This is a genomic window from Arthrobacter sp. GmRoot5-12 (genome assembly GCF_059739365.1).
Map to the genome: position 1 here is coordinate 2810155 of NZ_AP046056.1, position 24299 is coordinate 2834453.

Here is a 24299-nt window from a genome sequence, read left to right on the forward strand (position 1 = left end):
GGCGCTACTTCTTCTCGGTCAGCGCGGATGCCTTGTGCGCCGCCCGCGCACCCGTCTTGTCCGACTCCACCACATACTGAGGTTCGTCCTCACTGGCGCGGTGCGTGTTGCCGTCGAGTTCAAAGTCGCTGGTCTTTTTTTCGACGATTTTGCCGTGCGTCTTGCCCTGCGAAGTGTTCCACTCCACGTGCGTTCCCTTGCTCAATGACATGCCTGCTCCTCTGGGATCCCTGCGGAAAACAAGTGCCCCCCAATAGTAAGCATGGTTAGCTTATGGGCGCATTGACAGGGAATTCCTCTGTCACCGCCTCTGAGCAGGTGGGCGGCGGTCCCGTCGCGAAGGGAACCAGCCCTGAAGCAGTGCCTGCCGCAGGGCTGGCGAAGGAAAGCGTACGACGGCGGGACGCGCCCGCCGTCGTACGTTTCAGTCCTGCTTCAGGCCGGCTCCGGGCAGCAGTTCTGTTGCGCCCAGGGAATCGGCGATGAAGGCGTAGTCCCAGGCCCTCTCGCGCCACTGCACGTACCGTCCGGACGCGCCGCCGTGGCCACCGTCCATCTCGATCTTCATCACGATAGGTTCGGACCCCGTGGTCTTGTTCCGCAGTTCCTGCACCCACTTGGCCGGCTCCACGTACAGGACCCGGGTGTCGTTGAAGGACGTCACCGCGGCGATCTTGGGGTAGGCCACCGCCCGCACGTTTTCGTAGGGGGAGTAGGACTTCATGTAGGCGTAGGCCAGCGGGTCCGTGATGGGATTGCCCCACTCCTCCCACTCCAGCGCGGACAACGGCAGGTCCGGATCCAGGATGCTGGTGAGCGGGTCCACGAACGGCACCTGCGCCACGATGGCCGCGTACTTCTCCGGTGCCATGTTGGCCACGGCACCCATCAGGAGTCCACCGGCCGAACCGCCCAGGGCGGCGATGCGGGAGGGATCCACCCAGCCCGAGTCCGCCAGCCAGTCGGTGGCGTCCACGAAGTCGGTGAAGGTGTTCTTCTTGGTGAGCTTCTTGCCGTCCTCGTACCAGTGCCGGCCCAGCTCGCCGCCGCCGCGGATGTGGGCGATCACGAACACCACACCGCGGTCCAGCAGGGACAGCCGTGCTACTCCGAAGCCGGGGTCCATGCTCATCTCGTAGGAGCCGTACCCGTACACCAGGCCGGCCGCCGTCGAATCCTGTTTGACGGCCTTGTGCCGCAGGACCGACAGCGGGATGCGCGTGCCGTCACCTGCGGTGGCCCATTCCCGGGTGGCCACGTAATCGCTTCCGTCATAGCCACCCAGCACGGGGCTCTCCTTGCGGAGCAGCAGTTCGCCGGTGGGCTGCTCCGGGGTGGGCAGGACGAAGTCGTAAATGCGGGACGGCGTGAAGTAGGACGTGTAGCCCAGCCGGATCACGGGTGCCTCGTAGTCCGAACCGCCCACCCCCGCCGTGTACAGCTCCTCGTCGAACGCCGGCTCCACCGGCGCCTGCTCCGCAGGCGTGCCCAGCCCGGCCAGCCCCATCACCTGGACGCGCTCGATGGTGTCCTTGCGGATGGACACGACCAGGTGCGTGGCGGTGACACCGGCGCCGTTGACGCGGACGTCGCCGGAATGTTCCACGACGGTCTGCCAGGTCTGTTCTGCCAGCGGCTTGTGGAGTTCTTCCGCGTCGGCCAGGGAGACCATGGAGTTGATGGCGCCGTGGTTGTGCGTGAGCAGGATTTTCTCGGTTTTCCCGTCGGGGCCGTCGAGCAGGAAGGGCTCGGCCTCATACAGGATGCGTTCATCCCGCGAGATCACCGTGCTGACGGTCCCGGTGGGGTCGTCGAAACGGAGCAGCCGGGTTTCGCTGTACTCCGAGCATCCAATGCCCAGCACCAGGTAGCGCCGGTCCGCCGAGAGCTCGAAGCCCAGCCACATGGCGGGGTCGTCCTCCTGGTACACCACAACGTCGTCGGCCACGGGTGTGCCCAGGACGTGCGCCTTCACCTGGTACGGGCGCCAGGACTCGTCCACCACTGTGTAGAAGATGCGGGTGCCGTCCGGGGAGAACGCCACGCCGTAGAAGATGTTTTCGATGGAATCCGGCAGCAGTTCACCGGTGCGGAGGTCCTTGATCCGGAGGGTGAAGCGTTCGTCTCCGGAGTTGTCCACTGCGTAGGCATAGAGGGTGCCGTCAACCGTGACGGCGGTGCCGCCTATGGAGAAGAACGGCTTGCCTTCGGCTTCCACGTTGCCGTCCAGCAGGATTTCCTCGCCGGGGATCTGCAGGCCGGGTTCCACGGCGGGCGGAGTCCAGTCCGCCACTTTGTCTCCGGTGTCCTGCGCCTTGACCCGGCAGTGGATGCCGTATTCCTTGCCCTCCGCGGAGCGGCTGAAGTACCACCAGCCGTCCTTGCGGTGTGGAACGGAGAGGTCTGTTTCCTGGGTGCGGCCCTTGATCTCCTGGAAGATGGCCTCGCGGAGCGGATCCTGGTGCGCGGTGACGGCTTCCTGGTACGCGTTTTCGGCCCGCAGGTGCTCCACGACCTCCGGCGATTCCTTGTCCCGCAGCCACTCGTAGTTGTCCACGAACGTCTCCCCGTGGTGGGTGCGTTCGGTGGGGATCTTCTTGGCAACCGGGGGCGCCGGGGTGGCAGTGCCGGTGGAATCCTGCAGGGAGGTGGAGGTCATGGATTCAATATATAGACCAGCCCGGACAAGTCGGCAGGCCGTTCGCTACCGGGGGAGAAGGGACGCCCCGAATGGGGCGAAAGACTCTGGGATCCTGCCCGCGGTTCCCGGCACCCTGAAAGGGTCCTGCAGGGAAAAGGAGAAACCATGACCCCCGAATCCGGACCGGCTCCCCGCGCCAAAGCATGGCTGGCGGTGACCCGCTGCATGGGAACGTCGTGCGTGATGCTGGTCCGCAGGCAGGTGCATTTTCCCAAGGAAAACGTGGGCCGGGTGCTGCGCTTCGCTGACGGCAGCACCTCGCGGGTCTACCGGGAGACCGCCGTCGACCGGCAGCCCGGCGAGCCCTGCATCCTGGTGGTGGCCTTCACGCTGCGCCTGGTCCGGGGCCGGGCGCACCGGCTATTCGAGGCGGAAAGCCTGCTGAACACCCCGCTCTTCGTCGGGTTCCCGGGCTTTGTTTCCAAGCTGTGGTGCGCCCACGACACCTTCGGCGCTTACCGCGGCCTGTACGAATGGGACGGTGCCGAGCGGGCGCGAAGTTATGCTGCGGCCCTCTGGCGCGTCCTGGAACTGGTGAGCGTCCCCGGGTCCATCAGCTACAAAGTGGTTCCCGGGCTGCGCCGCGACGAGGTGCTCGCAAACCCCGCCCGGATGCAGGAAGCAGCAGCCACCCAGGACCACGCCTGGTGGCGGCTTCTCGGCCCGGCATGACGGCCGGGCGGGTATGGCAGGCAGGCAACGCACGACGGCGGACACCGACCTTCTGGTGGTAGGCGCCGGTCCCGCCGGGCTCACCACGGCCCTCCAGGCGCACGCCCACGGAGCCACGGTCCGGGTGGTGGACCGGCGCGAACACCGTGTCAGGCCGTCCCGGGCGATGATGCTGCATGCACGGGCACTGGAGGGCCTTCGCCCGCTGGGCGTGACCGACGCGTTGCTGGACCGGGCCGACACCACGCCCCTGGCACGCATACACTTCGGCCGGCGCGTGGTCGAAGCCCGGTTGGGCCACGCGGACCTCCCGGATACCGCCTTTCCGCACCTGACCCTGGTCCGGCAGGCCGACGTCGAGGACGTGCTCTGGCAGGCACTGCAGGCCAGGGGCGTGCCGGTGGACTGGGGCGTGGAGTTCTGCGGACTGGGACCGGAGGGCACCCTGGATACCGGCGGTGGTCCGGGGCCTGGCCTGGTGCATGCGGAGCTTCGCGACGCCGGGGGCGGAGCCGGCGGCCACGCTTCCCGGTTCCTGGCCGGATGCGACGGGCAGTCCAGCACGGTCCGCGGCTTCACCGGCGCGCAGTGGCGGGGTGCCCCGTACCGGGTGGAGGCGGTCCTGGCAGACCTGGAGCTTGATGGCGCCCTGGACCCTGGCCTGCTGCACGTGGCCGTCGGGACCGGGGGACTGGCCTTCCTCTTCGCGCTGGGCGAGGGCGCCACCTGGCGGATGCTGGCCACCCGGCCGGCGCTGCCGCAATCCACCGCCGGCTTCGGCCAGCTGGGTCCGCCCGTTCCGCCGGATGAAGTGGCCCGCCTGATGGGGGAGTCGGAACTGGGTGCTGCGGTCCGGGACGTGCGCTGGTCGGCCCAAGTCCCGCTTCAACACCGCCTGGCCAGTACGTTCGGAAACACTCCGCTCTTCCTCGCCGGCGACGCCGCGCACGCCCACTCGCCTGCGGGCGGGCAGGGCATGAACAACGGCATCCTGGACGCGCTCAACCTCGGGTGGAAGCTCGGTTTCGCCTCGACGGCAGGCGGGCCGCTCCCGGAACTGCTGGCAACCTATGGGCACGAGCGGCGGCTCGCGGCCCGGCGCGTGCTGGCGCTGACGCACGTCATCTTCTTCGGCGAAGCCTCGCCGCACCCGGTGGCCCGCCTGGCCCGGAGCCTCCTGCCCGTCTTCGCTCCGGTCCTGCCGGTGCTGCTCCGCCGGCAGTGGCTCACCTCCCAGGGCATCAGGCTGTTGTCCCAGCCATTCGTTCGCTACCGGAACAGTGCCATCTCCCGGGACGGCACGCCGCGCGCCGCCGGGTGGCCGAGGCCCGGCGAGCGGCTGCCGGATGGGCCCGTGACGGTCGGCGGGCGGGCGGCCCGCCTTCACGAACTGACCGCCGTGCCCGGCGTCCACCTTTTGCTGGAACGCGACGCCGGCCCTGGTGCCTTTGGCGGGAGCCCCACCTTGCGGGCAGGGGCGGGACCCGGTTCCCTGCTCCATGTCCACCGCCTCGACAGCCACCCGGGCCGGGGCGTTGTGGCGGTCCGTCCGGACGGGTACGTCGGTTTCCGCTGCGGGGAGGCAGGCTCCGCCCAGCTGCGCGGCTGGCTGCGGCTGGTCGGCGCCGTCCCGGACCAATCAGCGCTGTACTAAACGGCGCCGGACTGGAGGGTAGTTGCCGGCGGGCCGCAGGCGTATTCTGTTCAGTTCAAGGCACATCCGCCCAGCGTGAGAGGGGAAGTTCCATGACCATCCCGCCAGTGCACGAACCCGAGCCGTTTCCGCCCGAACCCGGTCCGGAGCCCACATCGCCGGATCCCACCCAGCCGCGCCCGCCCGGCCCGCCGTCTCCCAATCCGTTCCCCGCACCGGCGCCCCCAGGCCCGCTGCCCGTCCCGGATCCAGGGCCCGCACCGCTGCGTCCGGACCCCACCAGGGACTGACCGGAGAAGCCAGAACCTAGTCCGGAAGGGGCCTCTTGCACAGCAGGAGCTGTGCAAGAGGCCCCTTCCGTGTGCCCGGGTAAAGGCGGAAATCCGAAGCCTGCAGGACCGAAAAATTCTTCAGGAATCGGCACCCAAACCCCTTGCGGACCTGCTTCCACGGTGCTAAAAAATCTATGTCAGCGAATATAGATCGACTGACGTGGATGTTGGATCAACTCTCACGAGGAGGGAAGCCATGTTGATGCGAACCGATCCGTTCCGCGAGCTGGACAGGCTAACCCAGCAAGTCCTCGGAACCACTGCACGTCCGGCGGCGATGCCGATGGATGCATGGCGCGAGGACCAGGAATTCGTCGTGGCCTTTGATTTGCCGGGTGTCACGGCGGACTCGGTGGACCTGGATGTCGAACGGAACGTCCTGACGGTGCGGGCGGAGCGGCCCGATCCCGCTGGCAAGGATACCGAGCTGATTGCCGCTGAGCGGCCGCGCGGCGTCTTCAGCCGCCAGCTGATTCTTGGCGACACCTTGGACACAGAGAAGGTGAAGGCCAGCTATGACGCCGGTGTCCTGACGCTGCGGATCCCGGTCGCCGAAAAGGCCAAGCCGCGCAAGATCGAAATCGAAACGAAGGGGGAAAAGCAGGAAATCGCTGCCTAGACCTTAAGGACCGGGAGGCGGCCATATCTGTTGACTGCCTTTTTGGGGCGAATCGCCATTCTGTGCACGCCACAGCGCCAAACAGCGCGACGGCAGCGTAGGCCCTGACCTCCCGACACGGCGGCCCCCGGCTTTGGCCGGGGGCCGTCCGCATGTCCGGGCGGTCCACGTCAAGGGTCAGGTGCCCAGTTCCAGCATCAGCGCCGGCAGTTCGTCGGCAAGTTCACGGGCCAGGAACCCCAACGGGCCCAGCCTGCTGGCCAGCCTGTCTGCCGCGGCTGCGTGCAGGTGGGTACCCCAACAGGCTGCCTGCGCGCTGCTGGTTCCCCGGGCACGGACCCCGGAAATGGCTCCGGCCAGCACGTCCCCGCTGCCGGAGGTGCCCAGTCCGCCGTACCCCGTGGTGATCTTCCACAGGTCCGGTTCGTCGGGGTTCAGCCCTGGCGGCTGGGTGATCAGCCCCTGGCAGCTGACCACGGCGTCGAACCGTTCGGAGATTTCGGCCAGGTCCTTCTCGAGGTCATCCGTGTCCCGCCCCAGCAGGATGCCGGCCTCCGTGGGATTCGGTGTGAGGATGAGGCGGCCGCGCCACGGGTCCAACTGGTCCTCCAGGTGTACCAGCGCGGCCAGCGCGTAGGCATCGAGGACGACGGCGGCGCCTTGCTTGCTGCCGGCGCCACCACCGGGGTTGCCGCCACCGCCGTGGTCGCCGCCGGCCTCGCGCTTAAGCAACGCCTCCAGCAGTTCACCGGCAAGGTCGGGGTCGTCCAGGCCGGGCCCCACCAGGAGGGCATCCGCCTGGTCCACGTAGGAGTGGATGCTGTCCAGTTCCGGTTTGACCGAGCCGCCGGCAGTCTCCGGCAGGCCGATGGAACCGCACTCGGGCAGCGCCACCCCCAGCTGGACGGCCACCGACCCGGCAACGGCCAGGGTCAGCTTTCCGGCGCCCGCGCGCAGCGCTGCCGTGCCGGCCAGCAGGGCGGCGCCGGGGGTGGCCCGGGCACCGCCCACCACCAGCACTGAGCCACGGGAATACTTGTCCGCGCCCGGTGCCGGCAGCGGCCAGTCCCGCAGGAGCGACGGCGTCACCAGGGTGGCGCCGGAGGATTCACCGCGGCCGGACACTGGTGTCTCCGGCATGCTCGGTGACGGTGACGCCCTGCTCGGCCAGGTGGTCGGCCACGTTGAAGCTCTCCAGCGTCCACGGCCCAACGCCGGAGGGGCGGACGAACCGGGTCACCGAGGCGTTGAGGATGGCCTCCGTGGCTGCCAGGTCCAGCAGTTCCTTCTCACTCAGCCCCTCCAGCACGTACCGGAACAGCATGATCACGGCGTCGTGGCACACCAGCATCACCCGCTGGCCGTTGCCCAGGCCGTTCAGCTCTGCCAGGACGGACCGCAGCCGCAGCGCCACGTCCGCCCAGGATTCCCCTCCCGGCGGCCGGTAATACAGTTTTCCCAGCCAATCCCTGCGTTCGGATTCCTCGGGGTAGCGGCTCTCCACGCCCAGCCGCGTGAGCCGGTCCAGGATGCCCAGTTCGCGGTCGCGGAGCCGCTCGTCCGTGCGCACCTGCAGCGGCCAGCCGGCTGTTTCCACCGCAATTTCAGCGGTCTGGCGGGCACGGGCATAGGGGGAGGACACCACGGCGTCAGGGCGGAACTCCCCGGCGGTCCGGCCCAGGGCGATACCCAGCGCCTTGGCCTGTTCCCTCCCGGTTGCCGACAGGTCCACGTCTGCATCACGGGCCGGAACCTCGATGACCTCCACTCCGGCCGCACGGGCCTCGGTGGCCGCCACGTTGCCCTCGCTCTCGCCGTGCCGGATCAGGAGCAGCTCCACGGCCCCGGCCTGCTGGACGGCCTCCGTCAGGCCGTCGTCGTTTGCTGATTCACCCTTCAAGAAACCACCCCGTCCTCGCCGTGCCCGAAATGCCGTGCCGATTGCAGGAACACTACCAACGGCGTACCCAGGGGGCGGCGGAAAATAACGGCCGCCGGCGGCCGCGCACCATGGGTGCGCGGCCGCCGTCGGCGCAGCAACAGTGCCGCGGGGGACCCGAAGCTACGGCTCCGGCGTCAGGACCTTGGAGAACACCGTGGCTCCGTTGGCGTTGCGAAGGCTCACGGTGAAGCTGTTGTCCGCATCCAACTGGACGTGCCCGAAGAACTGGTTTTCGCCGCCGCGCGGGGACTCCCCGGCAAAGCGCCCTGCCTTCGAGAACACCACCTCGGGCCCGAACGTGCCGTCCATCGTGTTGGGGCCGAATGATCCCGCGGCGATGGGCCCGGCCACGAACTCCCAGAACGGATCGAAGCCGGTGAAGGCTGCCCGTTCGGGGGAGTAGTGGTGGGCGGCGCAGTAGTGCACATCGGCGGTGAGCCACACCGTGTTCTTCACGCCGTTGCGCTTGAAGGCGCTCAACACCGCGGCAATTTCCAGCTCACGGCCCAACGGGGCGCCGGCGTCGCGGTTGGACAGGCTCTCCTGGTTGACCGGGCCGTCCGGCACCACGATGCCCAGCGGCAGGTCCGCGGCGATCACCTTCCAGGTCGCCTTTGACTTCGAAACTTCGCGGATCAGCCAGTCCACCTGCTCCTGGCCCAGGATGGAGGTGGCGTAAGGCTCCTTGCCGTCCGTGTTGGGCGATTTGAAGGTGCGCATGTCCAGGCAGAAGACGTCCAGCTGCGGTCCGCGGCTGATTTTCCGGTAGATCCGGGCGGGCTGGTACTGGCCGGCGTCGTCGAACGTTCCCGGGCGCCAGACGGCCGAGCTGTCCGCGATGGGCATGTTTTCCTGCCATGCCTGCCGGCCGCGGGCAGCCAGGGTGTTGACGTCCCGCACCGTGTATCGGGAGTCATCGATGATCTGGCCGGGGTACCAGTTGTTGTGGGTCTCGTGGTCGTCCCACTGGGCGATCACGGGGACGTCAGCGAACATGGCCCGCATGTTGGCGTCCATGGAGTTGTACCGGTGCCGGCCGCGGAACTCGGTGAGCGTTTCGGCCACCTTGGAGACCTCCTCTGTCACCAGGTTCCGCCACACCTGGCCGTCCTTTTCCACCACGCTTTCGGCGATGGGCCCGTCGGCGTAAATTGTGTCGCCGGAGTGGATGAAGAAGTCCGGGCGGGTCTGGTGCATGGCCCGGTAGCCGCGCATCCCGCCGATCTCCTCGTTGATGCCCCACCCCTGGCCAGCGGTGTCGCCGGTCCACACAAAGCTTTGCGCAGACGACGCCGGGACGTCGCCGCCGCTGCTGGTGCCACCGGTGCGGCCCGTGCCGTTGATCGTTCCGGCGTCCGGCGCCGTGCGGAAGCTGCCGCGGACCGTCTCGCCGGCCGCCCCGCCGTCGTCCTCGAAGCTGATTTCCAGTGCGAAGCGGGTGTTGGACGGCAGGTTTCCCGCATGGATCTTGGCGGTGAAATCGGACGCCTGGGTGGCCCGGGGCCCGCGGAGCACCCGCTCAAAGGCGCCGCGCCCGCGCAGGACCTGGCCGCCGTCGTCCACGGCCCGCAGGACTGCCGTCATCCGGCCTGCGCTGGACGCGCGGGACCACAGGACGGCTGAATCGGAGGTGACGTCGCCGGTGGCGATGCCGCTGGGCAGGGTCAGGCGGTTGCGGACCAGCGCAACGCCTGACGGTGTGGTGCCTGCCTGGGCAGCGGCCGGGACGGATGCGAGCGCGGCGGCCAGGACCGACCCCTTGACGACGGTGCGGCGTGAAACGGTGGCGCGGGAGTTCTCAGTCATGCCCTCAGGTTCGCTCCGGCGGGCGCACAGACTCTGTCCCGCCGGTGAACCCCGGGTAAGCCGCTGCTGAACAAGGCGTGGCGGCCGCGTCCGGAGCGTATTGCCGCAGTGGCGACGCGCAAATTCCGCTGCGACGCCCAAAGTCATCGGCGCACCCCAAATATTGCCGCGCCGGGGAATATGCGCGTCGCCAGTGACTAAGCGTGTCGCTGGCGTGCCCTAAGGCCTCGCGAAGTCGCCGATCCGGCCCTCCCGAAGTGCCGCCCCCACGGCCGCGATGCCTCCGTAGTCCGGAAACAGTACGGACTGCCCGGCAACGAATCCGGAGCCCGCCGTCGGAAGCGTCATGGTGCCGATGGCGTTAGTATCCAGATTGCGCAGGCTGTAGGCCAGGATCGCTGCCTGGACGGGATCGAAACCCTTGTCCACGGTGAGGCAGCAGGAGGCGAAATCAACCAGCGACCGCACCGCGTTGACGTCGTTCAGGGCACTGCCCCCGGTGAGGCGGGCCAGGATGGCACGGAGCATGATCTGCTGGTCGCGGACCCGTTGGAAATCGCCGTCGGAGAACGCGTAGCGCTCGCGGGAAAATTCCAGGGCGGCCTGTCCGTCCAGGTGGTTCATGCCCTGGGTGAAGACGTGCTGGGTTTCGATCGAGGACTGGAAGGACATCGGCACATTGACGTCGATGCCGCCCAGGCCGTCCACCAGGAGCTTGAACCCGCCAAAGTCGAGCATCAGGGTGTGGTCGATGGTAATTCCCAGCAGCTGCTGCACCGTGGCGGTTTGCAGGTCGATCCCGCCATACTGGAGCGCGGAATTGATCTTGGCGCTGCCGAAGCCCGGGATGTCCACCCAGTTGTCGCGGTTGATGGAGACGAGGTAGAGGTTCCGGCGGTCGGCAGGGACATGGACCACCATCAGGGTGTCCGCCCTCTGGTCTGAGGGTTCACCGGTGGCTGCAGTGTGGGCGGCGGCGTCGCGTGCGGGAGTGTCACGGATGTCGCTGCCGATGACGAGGATGTTCATCGGGGTGGCGGGCAGGTCCGGGATCGGGGCAGGCGGCGGTGGGGGAGCAGGAGCGGGCGGGGGAGTTTCAGAGGGGGCCGGGGTGGGCGTGGGCGTCGGCGTCGGGCTGGGCGACTCGGTTTGGGTGGCTGCAGGCTGTGCTTGCTGGCCGGAGCGGCTCAGGCTGAAGACCGCGACTCCGGCAGCCACCACAAGTGCCAGCACCACCAGGGCGGCGACCCAGCGGCGGCGGCCCAGAGCCGCCAGCCAGGCCGGCCGGTGGGAACCGGAGGAACCCGGCGGCAGGGAACCGGAGTTCCCGGAGTTGCCGGGCCCGGATGGATCAGAACCGCCTGGGATGCTCATGACGCCTCCACCTCATTGTGTTTGGTGGGTTCAGTGTGCGTCGGGCACGCCCCGGTTGGCTACAAGGTTATCCAAACTGTCACCTGCGAAGGTTCCATCCGGTTCGGCGTCGAGCTGCTGTAACGCTGTTCCGCTAGGGCGACTGGGGCGCGGTCCCGGGGACCGGGGCGTTAAGGCGGGCATGGCGCAGGATGGAGACAATGGCGGGGGCCAGTTGGTCCTCCATCTCCCGGTACACCTCCGGCGCACGGCGGTACGGGTCCACGATGTCGTTGTCTGCGGAGTCGGCGGGGAGCGAAAGGTGGCGCACCCCGGCGGCCCGTGCCGGCAAGCCGCGCCACAAGGCGGCGTTGGCAGCCAGCCGGGCGTCGCCGTCGGACGCGTCGCCGCCCGGAAGCGCACCTGGGGAAGATTCGACGGCGGCCCGCTGGGCATCTGTCCCCGCGTCCCGTTGGCCGTCTGTCCCGGAGGCCCGTTGGGCCTCTGTCCCCGCGGCCCGTTGGCCTTCTGTCCCGGAGGCCCGCTGGGCCAGGACATCAAGCATCCGGGCGAACTCGCGGATGGTGAACGTCCGCTTGAGCAGGGAGGCATCAAGCTGCAGGACCTCGCCGCGGTGCCCGGACGTCATGGTGAGCACCAGGTCAACGCCCCGCAGGATCCTGGGCGTGAGCTGCCGTGCCGCGAACCCTTCGGGATCACCGCCAAAGGTCCGCACGATGTCCGCTGAAATGGGCTGCATGGGTTCGCCCACCAGGGCGCGGGTGCCGGCGCTGGACACCTGGAAACCACCCGGCACCACCTGGTCGAGTCCTGCCTGCAGCAGCCGTTCGGCCACCGGCGAGCGGCAGATGTTGCCGGTGCAGACGGTCAGGATTCGTACTGGTGCGGAAGTGTCCAAGGAGATGTCTCTTTTCCCAGCTGCTGGCGGATCCGGTCCGGACCCGTGCCTTTCAACTTAACACGCAACGGCGCGGCGGCGGGCTCCCGAGGTCAGGTGCCGCCGCCGCGCCGCAGGACTGCCCGGCGGCCGGAAGTGCCGGTTACAGGGTGGTCAGCAGCTGCTTCATCTGCGTGATTTCCGCCTGCTGCGCGTCCACGATGTCGTGGCCCAGCTTCACGGCGTCCGGGAATTTGCCGGCGCTGATCTCCTGCTGGGCCATGTCGATGGCGCCCTCATGGTGCCCGATCATCTGCTCGAGGAACAGCCGCGCGGCCTCGGTACCGGTGGCAGACTTCAGCTTCTCGATGCCGTCGTCGTCCACCATGCCGGTCATGCCGTGTCCGGAGTGGTCGCTCATCATGGTGGGCACGTTCCACCCGCTGAGCCAGCCGGTCATCTGCGCGATCTCCGGTGCCTGCGCCGCCTTGATCTTGGTGGCGAGCGCGGTCACCTCTGCGGGCATGTCCGGCTTGGCCAGGATGATGCCGCTCATCTCCACCGCCTGGGCGTGGTGCGGGATCATCATCTGGGCAAACGTGATGTCCGCCTGGTTATGGTCGGCGTTGGCGCTGGGCATGGTGCCGGCGCTTGGCATCGTGCTGGACATGGGGTTGGAGCTGCCGTGGTCCATGGGCATGCCGTTGCCGGAGCCGGCATTGGCCGCGCATCCTGCCAGGCCGAGGGAAGCCGCCAGGGCAGCAGCAATGGACAGGGTTTTGATAGTGGTGTTCATGGGTCCTTCAGGGATCTAGTGGAACTGGGCCGGGGTACAGGGCGCAGTCCGGTTTACGTCCGGCTGATGGAGAGGTCGCACGGTGATGGGCTGGGCGGCAGGTACCCGTAGGAAGAGCCTGGGTTGCCGGCCGCCGGCAGCAACGGAAGGACGGCAAGGGTTGCCTGCGGCGGGAGGACCGTCACGGGGCCGCCGGGGACCGACGGCACGCAGGGCGCCCCCGACTCCTGCGCCCCCGGGCAGGAGTTGCCGCAGGTGCCCGGCGCCAGGGCCGGCGGGTCGGTGGAAGCCGGGGCGGCCGCGTGGCCGGGATGGTCCCCAACCGCGGAATGCACGACGGCGGCGGCCCCGGCCGGTGCCGCGGGGGAGTCAGCGCTGTGGGAGGCCATGCTGTGCGACGCCGCGCTGTGCGTATCCATGCCCTGGGCAACAGGCCCGTGCGAAGCATGCCCGGCGGTCAGCACGTGCATGCCCAGCAGCCCGGAGATGACGGCCAGGGTGGCGGCCAGCAGCCAGGCTGCGCGGAGGAAGGACGCCACGGCGCGGGTGGTCAAGGCTGTCCCTCCTTCCGATCTGTCCATGCTGTTCAACGTACCTCAGACGGGTTCAGTTTCAGGCGCCGGAGCAGCTGGGCGTTCAGGGCCACCACGATGGTGGACGCGGACATCATCACAGCCCCGGCAGCCGGGGACAGAACCACCCCGGCGAACGCCAGGACGCCCGCGGCCAGCGGCACGGACAGGATGTTGTAGCCCGTGGCCCACACCAGGTTCTCCCACATCTTGCGGTAGCTGGCCCGGGACAGGTCCACCATGGACAGCACTGCGCGCGGATCGTTCCCCGCCAGCACCACGCCCGCCGATTCCATGGCGACGTCGGTTCCGGCGCCAATGGCGATGCCCACCTCCGCGCGGGCCAGCGCCGGCGAGTCGTTGACGCCGTCGCCCACCATGGCCACCTTCAGCCCGCGGCCCTGCAGCTCGGCCACCTTCTTGTCCTTGTCCGCGGGCAGGACCTCGGCGAACACTTCGTCAATGCCCAGGTCCGCCGCCACGGCCTGCGCCACCTGGTGCGCATCACCGGTGACCATGGCCACCTTGACGCCCCTCCGCTGCAGGGCGGACACAGCCTGCCGCGACTCCGGCCGCACCGCGTCCTCCATGCTCACGGCACCCAGGACCGCGCCGCCGTCGACAACGTGGAGCACGGCGGCTCCGCGGTCCATCCACGCCCGGGTGCTTGAGGCCAGGGCCTCGGGTTCGACGACGCCGAGCTCGCGCAGGAGCGCAGGCCCGCCCACGTGCACGGTGCGGCCGTCCACGCTGGCCCGGACGCCCCGGCCCGGCAGCGAGGTGAAACCGGTGGCTTGGGGCAGTGGCAGGCTCCGGGCCCTGGCGGCGCGGACGATGGCCCGCGCCACGGGGTGCTCGCTGTCCGACTCGACGGCGGCGGCGAGGGCCAGCACGGCGTCCGCCTCGACGCCGCCGGCCACGGCAACGTCCTTCAGCTCCGGCTCACCGGTGGTCAGCGTGCCGGTCTTGTCGAACAGGACCACGTCGATGGTGCGCATCCGTTCAAGCGCCATCCGGTTCTTGATCAGCACCCCGGCCCGGGCCGCCTGCTCCGTGGAAATGGCGATCACCAGGGGTATCGCCAGACCCAGGGCGTGCGGGCAGGCGATGACCAGGACGGTGACGGTGCGGGTGACGGCGTCTGGAACGCTTCCCAGCAGTGTCCAGGCGATGAAGGTCAGGACACCGGCGCCGGCGGCGAAGTAGAAGAGGAAGGCCGCTGCGCGGTCTGCCAGTGCCTGGGCACGCGACGACGACGCCTGCGCCTCTTCCACCAGCCGCTGGATCCCGGCCAGGGCGGTCTGGTCGCCCACGGCGGTGACGCGCACCCGGACACTGCTGTCCGTGGCCACGGTTCCGGCCACTACCGGGTCGCCGGCGCCGCGTGCCACGGTTTTGGATTCCCCCGTGATCATGGACTCGTCGAACTCAGCCTGCCCGTCCACCACGGTTCCGTCCGCGGGCATGCGGGCGCCGGGGCGGACCAGGACCAGGTCGCCGGTCTTGAGGTGGGAAACGGGGACGGTTTCCGTGCCGCCGTCCGTAATGCGTTCGGCCTCGTCCGGGAGCAGAGCCGCGAGGGCATCCAGGGCGCCCTGTGCCGACCCGAGGGCACGCATCTCGATCCAGTGGCCCAGCAGCATGATGGCCACCAGCAGCGCCAGCTCCCACCAGAAGTCCAGGTCGAAGCCGCCGATGCGCAGGCTGGTGACCCAGGAAGCGGCAAAGGCCACCGTGATGGCCATGCCGATCAGCAACATCATTCCCGGAGCGCGGTCCTTGAGCTCCTGCAGGCCGCCTTTGAGGAACGGCTGGCCGCCGTACAGGAAGATGACGGTGCCCAGGACCGGCGGGATCCAGGCGGAACCGGGGAATTCGGGCGGCATGTAGCCCAAAAGGTCGCCCATCATGGGGCTGAAATAGACCACGGGAACGGCCAGGACCAGCGTCAGCCAGAACCGGTCCTTGAACATGGCTGTGCTGTGCCCGGCGTGCTGGCCGTGCGTGTGGACGGCATGGTCGTCGTCGCTGTGGCCGCCGTGTTGTCCATGCCCGGCGCCGTGCGCCGGCGGCTGGGTCAGGGTTCCGCTGGGTGGCTGGTGATGGTCGTGCGGGCCGCCCTGGTGCTGCATGTCGTGATGGTCCTGCATCATTCCTCCTTCGAGGAAGCCGCTGCCAGGCGATCGGAATTTCCGACGGCGGCAGGGCGCTTTTGTGCCTCAGGCGCGGGCAGGGTGGTGGCCGGTTCCGCGGCGCCGGCAGGGGCGCAGCAGCTGCAGCCGGAGGAGGCGAGGGGGAGCTCGGGGCGGTTCCCGGTGTTCATGTCAGTTCCAATCCGTTGAGGGAATCAAGGGGCGCTGGGGTTGAACGGCTGTGAAGGCCGGTGTGGGCACCAGCCGGGACATACCACTTCACTGACAACACCACCAATATACCCCCTAGGGGTATAAGTGGCAAGGGTTCCTACTCTATGTGTCCGGTGCATCCATAGGGCATCCCGCCCTACCTTCCGGCGCGCGGGGCGACCATACTGGGAGTAGTGACGAGAGCCCGCTCCCATAGGGGGGGCTGGCCGGTGTGCGGGAGGGTGGACCTGTGATGGAGCTCAGCAACCTATACACGTATTCGAGTGCGCTCAGAGACAGTGAAAGCGATGCGGGCATCTTCAGGGTGGAGATGGGGCCTGCAGGCCCAACCTTCCACTGGTCGGACGGGATGTTCCGGCTGCACGGCTACCAGCGCGGCGATGTTGTCCCCAGCATGGAACTGATCTTGTCCCACAAGCACCCGGATGACCGGGAGCGGTGCGAGGAGATCCTGGCGCAGGTATCGACCACCGGCGGGTTCTTCTGCATGTACCACCGGATCGTCGATGCCCGCGGCCGGACCAGGCGTGTGCTCACCTCCGGCGAGGCGATCCTGGCCGCTGATGGAACGCTGGCGGCGTTCGAAGGCGTGACGGTGGACCTCAGCCGGACGCTGCAGCGCGAAACTGAAGAGGCTGCGCGCGAGGCCGTGGTGGGTGCCACCGCAACCCGCACGTTGATCGACCAGGCCAGGGGCATCCTCATGGGGCAGCTGAAGCTCGGCTCCGACGACGCCTTCCAGATGCTGGTCAGCACCAGCAGCCACCGCAACGTCAAGCTGGTGGTGGTGGCAGCGGAGTTGGTGCAGCTGGCCAACTCCCCGGAGGCCCGGACTTACCTCGACCGGGCCGTGCGGGCCATCCAGTTGAACAGCCGGGCAGAACGCATGAACGGCCGGGCAGAGCGCGCCGGGGGCCGCCGCGCCGGGTAGCCGGTACCCGGTAGGATACGTGGAGGTGCGCCGGGAAGTCTGGTCGGCATGGATTTGCCGAACCCGGATTTAAGGACGCCTTCATGACCTCCACCCCGCCCACGCCCAGCAGGAACAAGTTTTTCGGCTCCACCGTCTTCGCCCGCGGCAGCTACGCCGAAGCCCTGCGCATCGGGGAGATCCTCCGCAAGGAAACCGTGGGTGGAGCCCTCCTGGTCCTGGCTGCCGTGATTGCCCTCATCTGGGCCAACTCCCCGGCGTCGAACAGCTACTTTGCCCTCCGGGATCTCAGGGTGGGTTATGAGCCGTGGCACCTGGACCTGAGCCTGGGGGCCTGGGCAGCGGACGGGCTGCTGGCCATCTTCTTCTTCCTCGTGGGCCTGGAACTCAAACGCGAATTCGTTGCCGGCGACCTGCGGCAAGTCAGCAAGTCCATCGTGCCCGTGGCGGCCGCCGTGGGCGGCGTGGCTGTCCCGGCGGTGATTTACGCCGTCGTCAACCTCGCCAGCCCGGAAACGCTGCGCGGCTGGGCCATCCCCACCGCAACGGACATTGCCTTTGCCGTGGCGGTCCTGGCCATCATCGGATCCCACCTCCCCAGCGCCCTGCGGATCTTCCTGCTGACGCTGGCCGTGGTGGATGACCTGATTGCCATCACCATCATCGCGTTCTTCTACTCCAGCGACATCCAGGCCGCGCCGCTGCTCCTGGCCCTCATCCCGCTGGCCGTCTACACCTTCCTGGCCCAGAAGTACCGCCGGTTCTTCGGCCGCCACGCAGTTGCCGCCTGGCTGATCCTGCTGCCGCTGGGTGCCGCGACCTGGGCGCTGGTGCACGCCTCCGGCATCCACGCCACCGTGGCCGGGGTACTCCTGGGCTTCGCCATTCCCGTGATCCGGTCCCGGGCCTCCGGCGGCCCGGAGGCAGGGCCCGGACTGGCCGAGATCTTCGAACACCGGTTCCGTCCGATTTCCGCCGGCGTGGCCGTTCCCATCTTCGCGTTCTTCTCCGCCGGCGTGGCCGTTGGCGGGTGGGAGGGCCTGGGCTCAGCCCTGACGGACCCGGTGGCGCTGGGTATCATCCTGGGCCTGGTCCTGGGCAAGCCGGTGGGCATCATGGGCACCACGTGGATCCTGACCAAGGCCACCAGGGCCAGCCTGGACAGCTCCTTCAAATGGATCGATGTGTTTGGCGTGGCGCTGCTGGCAGGGATCGGGTTCACCGTGTCCCTGCTGGTGGCGGAGCTCAGCTTCGGCCATGGCAGCCTCCATGACGACCACGCCAAGGTGGGCATCCTGGCTGCGTCACTGATCGCCGCGCTGCTGGCCACGGCTGTGCTGCGGACCCGGAACCGGCAGTACCGGGTCGCCGAAGAGCTTGAGAGGGTGGATTCGGACCACGACGGCGTCCCGGACGTCTACCAGGAACGCACCTGACCCTTCGCCGGGCTTCAGGCGGGGGCGAGTGGTTTTGCCTGGGTCTTGGCTGATACCTGGGTTCCCGTTTCGGCGGGGGCTTCCACGTGGCGGATCTCCAGGGCCTCGGGGTCCAGCAGCTTGCGGGTGCCGGTGCGGGCGTCCAGGATCCAGAAGAGTTCCAGGTGCGGGACGACGTCCGTCACCCGTCCCTTGTGGAAGAGCCTGCCGCGGTGCCATGCCTCAATCTGGTCCCCGATGCGGAGCTGGGCGGTACGTACTCCTTGTGCCTCCATGTGGGCTGCCTCCTGCTGTTGTATCCCCGTAAGCACAGCTTGCCCTGACGAGGTTGCCGGAGTGTTTCCGCCCGGTGTTTTTTCTGTGTCAGCAGGGGCGGGCGCACCGATCAGAAGCTTGTTCGTCCATCTGTGCCCTGTAGCTTCGGATGGGCGGACAAGCTTCTGATACGCCGCTGAGCGCGGCAGGCCGGAGCTCAGTCCTCGATCGGGAACGCGACGGCTTCGCCCACAACCCGCAGGCACAGCTCCATGCCGGGCCGCGCGATCGACGCGTTCCAGTGCCGGATGGTGATCACTTCGCCGCCGCCGGGGTAGCGGTGGTCGGCGTGCTCTGCCACTTCCTGGGGCACGTTCAGCTTCAGCCGCACCGTGGTTTCGGGCCCGAAGTAGTCGGTGTCCACCACCACGCCGCGGATGGGGCCGTCTTCGGCGATGCGGATCTGTTCCGGCCGCAGCATCAGCTGCACCCGTCCCTGCGCCGGCGGCCTGCGCACCGGGATGCCGCCCAGGGAGCAGGTGGCCAGGGACCCTTCCAGCCAGGCGTCCAGGATGACGGCGTCGCCCAGGAATTCAGCGGTGGCGCGGTCTGCGGGGCGGGTGTACACCACAAAGGGGTTGCCGATCTGGGCCAGCTTGCCGCCGCGCATCACGGCCACTTGGTCGGCGAAGGAGAGGGCCTCGGCCTGGTCGTGCGTGACCAGGATGGTGGTGACGCCGGCCTCGGCCAGCACCTTGGCCACGGCGCGGCGGGTGGCCACGCGGAGCCCGGCATCCAGGGCGGAGAAGGGCTCGTCCAGGAGCATCAGCTCCGGTTCACGGGCCAGCGCCCGGGCCAGGGCAACCCGCTGCTGCTGGCCGCCGGAGAGCTGGTGCGGCCGGCGCTTGGCCATGGCGGCATCCAGGGACACCATTTCCAGGAGTTCGGCAACGCGTGCTGCCACGGCCCGCCTGCCGCCTTCAAGCTTTGCCGCATCAAGGCCGAAGGCAACGTTCTGGCCAACGGTGAGGTGCGGGAACAGGGCACCGTCCTGCGCCACGTAGCCGATCTGGCGCTTGTGCGCCGGCAGCCAAGCGCCCTCACCCGCCACCAGAGTCCCGTTCAGCGAGATGCTGCCGGTGTCCGGATGCTCAAACCCGGCAATCAAGCGCAGGAGCGTGGTCTTGCCGGAGCCTGACGGTCCCACGATGGCGGTGGTTCCGCCCTTGGCCACGGACAGGTTGACGCCCCTCAGGACCGCCTGCGATCCGAAGTTCTTGGTAACGTCCGTGATCTGCAGGTGGCTGTTGGTGGTTGCGGCCACTGAGGGTGCCACCCGCGGCTCGGGCAGCCTGCGGGTCGATGGTGCTGTCACTGTCCGGCTACTTTCTTGGACTGTTGGAAGAGGAGATAGGTCATGGGTGCGGAAAGCAGGATCATCAGCAGGGCATAGGGTGCGGCGCCGGCGTAGTCGATTTCGCTGCTCTTGCTCCAGAACTCGGTGGCCAGGGTCCGGGTGCCGTTGGGGGACAGGAGCAGCGTGGCGGTAAGTTCGTTGGCGATGGCCAGGAACACCAGGGCAGCCCCGCCCGCGGCGGCCGGAGCCGTGAGCCGCAGGGTGACACGGATGAAGGCCAGCAGCGGCGGCTTGCCCAGGGCCTGTGCCGCCTCGTCGAGTTCCTTGGGCGCCTGTGCCAGGCCGGCCCGGAGGTTCACCAGGGCCCGCGGAAGGAACAGGAGAACATATGCGGCCACCAGCACTCCCGCCGTCTGGTAGATCCCCGGTACCAAGCGGATGCTGACGGTGACGAAGGCCAGGGCCACCACGATGCCGGGCATGGAGCTGGTGACATAGTTGGACAGTTCCAGGGACTTGCTGAACCAGCCGGGCCTCCGGACCGCGAGGTAGGCCATGGGGAAGGCGACCACGATGGTGGCTGCGGCGCCGAGGAGCCCGTACCAGAACGTGGCAAGTAGTGCGGGGAGGAATTCGGAGGCGGTCCAGGCCTCGGCCCCGCCGGCCAGGATCCACTTCAGCACGTAGAACAGCGGGAGGCCGAACGCCAGGGCGGTCAGCGCCAGCAGGAAGAGCTGGGCGGGGACGTGGTAGGCATGCAGGGGGAGCCGCAGAGCCTTGGCCTGCACGCCTGAACCGATCCTCGCGTAGCGTGCCGTGCCGCGGCTGCGGACTTCGGCCACCAGCAGCAGCAGGCAGAAGAACACCAGCACGCTGGCCAGCATGTTCCCGGCGGCGCCGTTGAACGTGGACCGGTACTGGGTCATGATCGCGGTGGTGAAGGTGTCGAAGCGGATCATCGCGAATGCGCCGTATTCGGCCAGCAGGTGCAGCCCCACCAGCAGCGCGCCGCCCGTCAGTGCGATCCGCAGCTGGGGGAGCACAACCCGGAAGAAGGCCCGCCAGGCGCCCAGTCCCAGCGCGGCGGCCGACTGCTCTATGGCCGGGTCCAGCCGGCTCAAGGTGGCTGCCGCCGGAATGTAGACCAGCGGGAAGTAGGAGAGGGTGGAAATCAGGATCCCCGAGCCCAGGCCGCCCAGCGACGGGATGGCCGACACCCAGGCGTAGCTGTTCACGAATGCCGGGACGGCCAGCGGCGCGGCCAGCAGGACTGCCCAGATTCGGTGGCCGCGCAGTTTGGTCCGTTCCACCAGCCACGCCCCCGCAACGCCAAGCAGCAGGCACAGCGGGATGGTGGCAGCCATCAGGAGCAGGGTGTTCAGCAGCAGTTCGCCCACCCGGGGGCGCAGGATGAGGCCGACGGCGGTGTCCCACCCGGTTGCCACCGTCATGTAGGCCACGTACCCCAGCGGGATGAGGGAGAAGAGGGCGATCAGCACCGCCACGACGGACACCGCGGAAACGCCGAAAGGCGGGCGGGGGCGTGTGCCCCGGCCCGCCGTCGTCGTGCTCCGCCGTGGGGGAGCCGATAGATCGGAGGTCACGGAATTACAGTAGTCCTGCCTGGGTCATCAGATCGCTGACCTTCTGGGAGTTGAGTTTCGCAGCGTCCACCTTGGGGGCCTGCAGGTCCTTGATGGGAACCAGCTTGTCGTTGGCAGGCACATCAGAGCCGATGGCGTACTCGAAGGACGTGCCGTTCTTCAGGACTTCCTGCCCCTTCTTGCCGGTGATGAACTTCAGGAAGGCCTGCGCGGCTGCAGCGTTCTTGGACGACTTGAGCACGCCGCCGCCGGAGACGGACAGGAACGCGCCCGGGTCCTCATTCTTGAAGTAGTAAGGCGTGACGTTGTTGGAGTTCTCGCCGGTCTTGGCCTGGTCGCCGTAGTAGTAGTAGTGGTAGATCAGCGCGGCATCCACTTCACCGGCGTTGACTGCCTTCATGGCCGTGCTGTTGCCTTTGTACGCCTTGGAGTTGTCCTTCATGGCCTTGAGCCAGTTCTCGGTGGCGGACTCGCCCTTCAGTTCCAGCAGTGCGGAGACAATGGCCTGGAAGTCCGCGCCGGTGGGCGACGCAGCCCAGCGGCCCTTCCATTCGGGCTTGGCCAGGTCAAGCATGGACTTGGGCAGCTGGTCCTCGGTGAGCTTGGTCTTGTTGTAGACCAGGACGGTGGAGCGTGCGGCGATGCCCGTCCACTTCCCGGTGGAGGGGGTGAATTCGGAGGGGACCTGGGCCAGGGTGTCCTTGTTGACGTCGGCGAACAGGCCGGCGTTCTCCACCTGGGTCATGGCGGGGGAGTTTTCGGTGAGGAACACGTCCGCGGGGGACGCCTGGCCTTCCTGGATGATCTGGTTGGACATCTCCGTGTCATCGCCCTGCCGGAGGGTCACCTTGATGCCGGTTTCGGCCGTGAAGGCATCCACCCATTCCTTGGTGAGGCTCTCGTGCTGGGCGTTGTACACCGTAATCCCGCCCGCGGCGGCGCCGCCGGAAGCGGAAGACGAGCCGTTGCCGGCGGGGGTGGCGCCGCCGCAGGCGGTCAGGCCAAGAGCGGCGGTGGCGGCGAGTGCGATGCCGGCCAGCGCGCTGTTGCGGATCTTCATTGAGGCTGCTTTCGGTGGGGAAAAAGTCTGCTTGAACCTAAGTCCTGATGGGCGCCGGTAAACGGTGCCTATGTCAGGAAACTGTAGGGTAGGCAAACCTAAGCTCCAAGCCGGAAAGCGCTTTAAGTGATGAGGTTCACATCAATTACGCAAACAAGGCGTGACGTAATTCTGATGGTCCACTAGGTGTTCGGGTTGGGGTCGTGGACGTCGTGCTCCCCGATGTCCGCGGCACCCAGGAGGCTCTCCCCGGGGGCGTTTTCGGACGGGTGGAGCCGGACGCTCAGCTCCGGGTGGTGCAGGTCCAGGGCGGGACGTTCCGAACGGATCCGGGGCAGCGAGGTGAAGTTGTGCCGCGGCGGCGGGCAGGAGGTGGCCCACTCCAGCGAAGCGCCGAAGCCCCAGGGATCGTCCACGGTGACCTTCTTGCCGGCGCGCCAGGTGATGTAGACGTTCCAGAAGAACGGGATGAGGGACGCTCCAAGGAGATACGACCCGATGGTGGAGAACTGGTTCATTCCGGTGAAGTTGTCCTCCGGCATGTAGTCCGCGTACCGGCGGGGCATGCCCAGGACACCCAACCAGTGCTGGATGAGGAACGTGGCGTGGAAGCCCAGGAACAGCATCCAGAAGTGGATCTTGCCCAGGCGCTCGTTGAGCATGGTGCCGGTGAACTTGGGCCACCAGAAGTAGAACCCGGCGAACATGGCGAACACCACCGTGCCGAACACCACGTAGTGGAAGTGCGCCACTACGAAGTAGGTGTCCGAGACGTGGAAGTCCATGGGCGGCGAAGCCAGGATAATCCCGGTGAGGCCGCCGAACAGGAACGTGGCCAGGAACCCCATGCTCCAGAGCATCGGCGTTTCGAAGGTCAGCGACCCGCCCCACATGGTGCCGATCCAGTTGAAGAACTTCACGCCGGTGGGCACCGCGATGAGCATGGTCATGAAGGCGAAGAACGGCAGGAAGATCGCGCCGGTGACGTACATATGGTGGGCCCACACCGTCACGGACAGGGCTGCGATGGCGATGGTGGCGTACACGATGCCCTTGTAGCCAAACAGGGGTTTGCGGCTGAAGACCGGGAAGATCTCCGACACGATGCCGAAGAACGGCAGCGCAATGATGTACACCTCCGGGTGGCCGAAGAACCAGAACAGGTGCTGCCAGAGGATGGCGCCGCCGTTGGCCGGGTCGAAGATGTGGGCCCCGAACTTGCGGTCCGCGCCAAGCGCGAACAGGGCGGCGGCCAGCGGGGGGAACGCCATGAGCACCAGGATGGCGGTGACGAGGGTGTTCCAGGTGAAGATGGGCATCCGCCACATGGTGAGCCCCGGGGCGCGCATGCAGATGATGGTGGTGATGAAGTTGACGGAGCCCAGGATGGTGCCGAAGCCGGACAGTGCCAGGCCGAAGACCCACAGGTCACCGCCGATGCCCGGGGTGAACGTCGTGTTCGACAGCGGCGCATAGGCGAACCAGCCGAAGGACGCTGCGCCCTGCGGGGTGATGAAGCCGGACACCGCGATGGTGGAGCCGAACAGGAAGAACCAGAAGGCCAGCGCGTTCAGGCGCGGGAAGGCCACGTCAGGGGCGCCGATCTGCAGCGGCATGATCACGTTGGCGAACCCGGCAAACAGCGGGGTGGCGAACATCAGCAGCATGATGGTGCCGTGCATGGTGAACAGCTGGTTGTACTGTTCCTTGGTCTGCAGGATCTGCATGCCGGGCTCGAACAATTCGGCACGGATCAGCAGGGCCATCACGCCCCCGGCGCAGAAGAACACGAAGGACGAGATCAGGTACATGTACCCGATGGTCTTGTGGTCGGTGGAGGTGATCCAGTTGACGATGATGGTGCCTTTGGAGCGCCGGACCACTGCCGGTGCCGCCGTGGCTGCGGTTCCGCCCATTCTTTGGCCTGTGGTGGTCATGTTCGGTG

Annotated in this window: 21 protein-coding genes; 5 read left to right on the forward strand and 16 right to left on the reverse strand. The window is 67.9% G+C overall.

The window, feature by feature from the left end; all coding sequences use genetic code 11:
• Positions 1-4: 4 nt before the first annotated feature.
• Both AC6JAM_RS12870 and AC6JAM_RS12875 read right to left on the reverse strand, forming a co-directional pair.
• On the reverse strand, positions 5-211 hold the full coding sequence (locus AC6JAM_RS12870; RefSeq protein WP_056392720.1) for a hypervirulence associated TUDOR domain-containing protein: 207 nt from the start codon (positions 209-211) through the stop codon (positions 5-7).
• 213 nt (positions 212-424) lie between these two features.
• Positions 425-2659, reverse strand: a complete 2235-nt coding sequence (locus tag AC6JAM_RS12875) for a S9 family peptidase (RefSeq protein ID WP_497934840.1) — start codon at positions 2657-2659, stop codon at positions 425-427.
• Positions 2660-2806: 147 nt separating this feature from the next.
• On the opposite strand from AC6JAM_RS12875, the gene AC6JAM_RS12880 reads away from it, so the two are divergent.
• The 3 genes from AC6JAM_RS12880 to AC6JAM_RS12890 all read left to right on the forward strand — a co-directional run bounded on the left by AC6JAM_RS12880 (position 2807) and on the right by AC6JAM_RS12890 (position 5978).
• Positions 2807-3373, forward strand: a complete 567-nt coding sequence (locus tag AC6JAM_RS12880; protein WP_497934841.1) for a hypothetical protein — start codon at positions 2807-2809, stop codon at positions 3371-3373.
• A gap of 13 nt (positions 3374-3386) precedes the next feature.
• The gene (locus tag AC6JAM_RS12885; RefSeq protein ID WP_497934842.1) at positions 3387-5027 is read left to right on the forward strand and encodes an FAD-dependent monooxygenase; all 1641 of its coding nucleotides are present in this window, start codon (positions 3387-3389) and stop codon (positions 5025-5027) included.
• A 528-nt stretch (positions 5028-5555) separates the two neighbouring features.
• A complete protein-coding gene (locus tag AC6JAM_RS12890; RefSeq protein WP_018768837.1) occupies positions 5556-5978 on the forward strand; it encodes an Hsp20/alpha crystallin family protein in 423 nt (140 codons plus the stop codon).
• A gap of 177 nt (positions 5979-6155) precedes the next feature.
• On the opposite strand, the gene AC6JAM_RS12895 is transcribed toward AC6JAM_RS12890, so the two are convergent.
• The 9 genes from AC6JAM_RS12895 to AC6JAM_RS12935 all read right to left on the reverse strand — a co-directional run bounded on the left by AC6JAM_RS12895 (position 6156) and on the right by AC6JAM_RS12935 (position 15668).
• Positions 6156-7103, reverse strand: coding sequence for an NAD(P)H-hydrate dehydratase (locus AC6JAM_RS12895; protein WP_495635723.1), 948 nt, complete (start codon positions 7101-7103; stop codon positions 6156-6158).
• Complete coding sequence (locus AC6JAM_RS12900) at positions 7087-7878, reverse strand: histidine phosphatase family protein (protein WP_134164083.1); 792 nt, start codon at positions 7876-7878, stop codon at positions 7087-7089. Before AC6JAM_RS12900 ends, AC6JAM_RS12895 begins: the two co-directional genes overlap by 17 nt.
• Before the next feature lie 162 nt (positions 7879-8040).
• A complete protein-coding gene (locus AC6JAM_RS12905; protein ID WP_497934844.1) occupies positions 8041-9726 on the reverse strand; it encodes an alkaline phosphatase D family protein in 1686 nt (561 codons plus the stop codon).
• A 219-nt stretch (positions 9727-9945) separates the two neighbouring features.
• On the reverse strand, positions 9946-11100 hold the full coding sequence (locus AC6JAM_RS12910; protein ID WP_497934846.1) for an LCP family protein: 1155 nt from the start codon (positions 11098-11100) through the stop codon (positions 9946-9948).
• Positions 11101-11233: 133 nt separating this feature from the next.
• Positions 11234-11998: an arsenate reductase/protein-tyrosine-phosphatase family protein gene (locus tag AC6JAM_RS12915; protein WP_497934847.1), complete on the reverse strand. Its 765-nt coding sequence runs from the start codon at positions 11996-11998 to the stop codon at positions 11234-11236.
• Positions 11999-12140: 142 nt separating this feature from the next.
• Entirely contained in the window at positions 12141-12773 is a 633-nt protein-coding gene (locus AC6JAM_RS12920; protein WP_223992573.1) for a DUF305 domain-containing protein, read from the reverse strand.
• 53 nt (positions 12774-12826) lie between these two features.
• Positions 12827-13327 carry a hypothetical protein gene (locus AC6JAM_RS12925; RefSeq protein WP_497934848.1) on the reverse strand — a complete coding sequence of 167 codons (501 nt, stop codon included), beginning with the start codon at positions 13325-13327 and terminating at the stop codon, positions 12827-12829.
• A 32-nt stretch (positions 13328-13359) separates the two neighbouring features.
• Entirely contained in the window at positions 13360-15495 is a 2136-nt protein-coding gene (locus AC6JAM_RS12930; RefSeq protein WP_497935958.1) for a heavy metal translocating P-type ATPase, read from the reverse strand.
• Positions 15495-15668: a hypothetical protein gene (locus AC6JAM_RS12935; protein WP_018768828.1), complete on the reverse strand. Its 174-nt coding sequence runs from the start codon at positions 15666-15668 to the stop codon at positions 15495-15497. Before AC6JAM_RS12935 ends, AC6JAM_RS12930 begins: the two co-directional genes overlap by 1 nt.
• 275 nt (positions 15669-15943) lie before the next feature.
• Here AC6JAM_RS12935 and AC6JAM_RS12940 point away from each other — a divergent pair, with 275 nt between their 5' ends.
• Both AC6JAM_RS12940 and nhaA read left to right on the forward strand, forming a co-directional pair.
• Positions 15944-16642, forward strand: a complete 699-nt coding sequence (locus AC6JAM_RS12940; protein ID WP_056392745.1) for a PAS and ANTAR domain-containing protein — start codon at positions 15944-15946, stop codon at positions 16640-16642.
• A gap of 83 nt (positions 16643-16725) precedes the next feature.
• Entirely contained in the window at positions 16726-18078 is a 1353-nt protein-coding gene (gene nhaA / locus AC6JAM_RS12945) for a Na+/H+ antiporter NhaA (RefSeq protein ID WP_056392746.1), read from the forward strand.
• 14 nt (positions 18079-18092) lie between these two features.
• Here nhaA and AC6JAM_RS12950 read toward each other — a convergent pair whose 3' ends face one another.
• The 5 genes from AC6JAM_RS12950 to ctaD all read right to left on the reverse strand — a co-directional run bounded on the left by AC6JAM_RS12950 (position 18093) and on the right by ctaD (position 24291).
• Positions 18093-18353 (reverse strand): hypothetical protein, encoded by a 261-nt coding sequence (locus AC6JAM_RS12950; protein ID WP_018768825.1) that lies wholly within the window; start codon positions 18351-18353, stop codon positions 18093-18095.
• A gap of 197 nt (positions 18354-18550) precedes the next feature.
• Positions 18551-19708: an ABC transporter ATP-binding protein gene (locus tag AC6JAM_RS12955; protein ID WP_186447816.1), complete on the reverse strand. Its 1158-nt coding sequence runs from the start codon at positions 19706-19708 to the stop codon at positions 18551-18553.
• Positions 19705-21294, reverse strand: coding sequence for an ABC transporter permease (locus AC6JAM_RS12960; RefSeq protein WP_026265696.1), 1590 nt, complete (start codon positions 21292-21294; stop codon positions 19705-19707). The genes AC6JAM_RS12955 and AC6JAM_RS12960 overlap by 4 nt, the downstream gene beginning before the upstream one ends.
• 4 nt (positions 21295-21298) lie before the next feature.
• A complete protein-coding gene (locus AC6JAM_RS12965) occupies positions 21299-22354 on the reverse strand; it encodes an iron ABC transporter substrate-binding protein (protein WP_497934849.1) in 1056 nt (351 codons plus the stop codon).
• A 182-nt stretch (positions 22355-22536) separates the two neighbouring features.
• Positions 22537-24291 carry an aa3-type cytochrome oxidase subunit I gene (ctaD, locus tag AC6JAM_RS12970; RefSeq protein WP_186447817.1) on the reverse strand — a complete coding sequence of 585 codons (1755 nt, stop codon included), beginning with the start codon at positions 24289-24291 and terminating at the stop codon, positions 22537-22539.
• Positions 24292-24299: the final 8 nt, after the last annotated feature.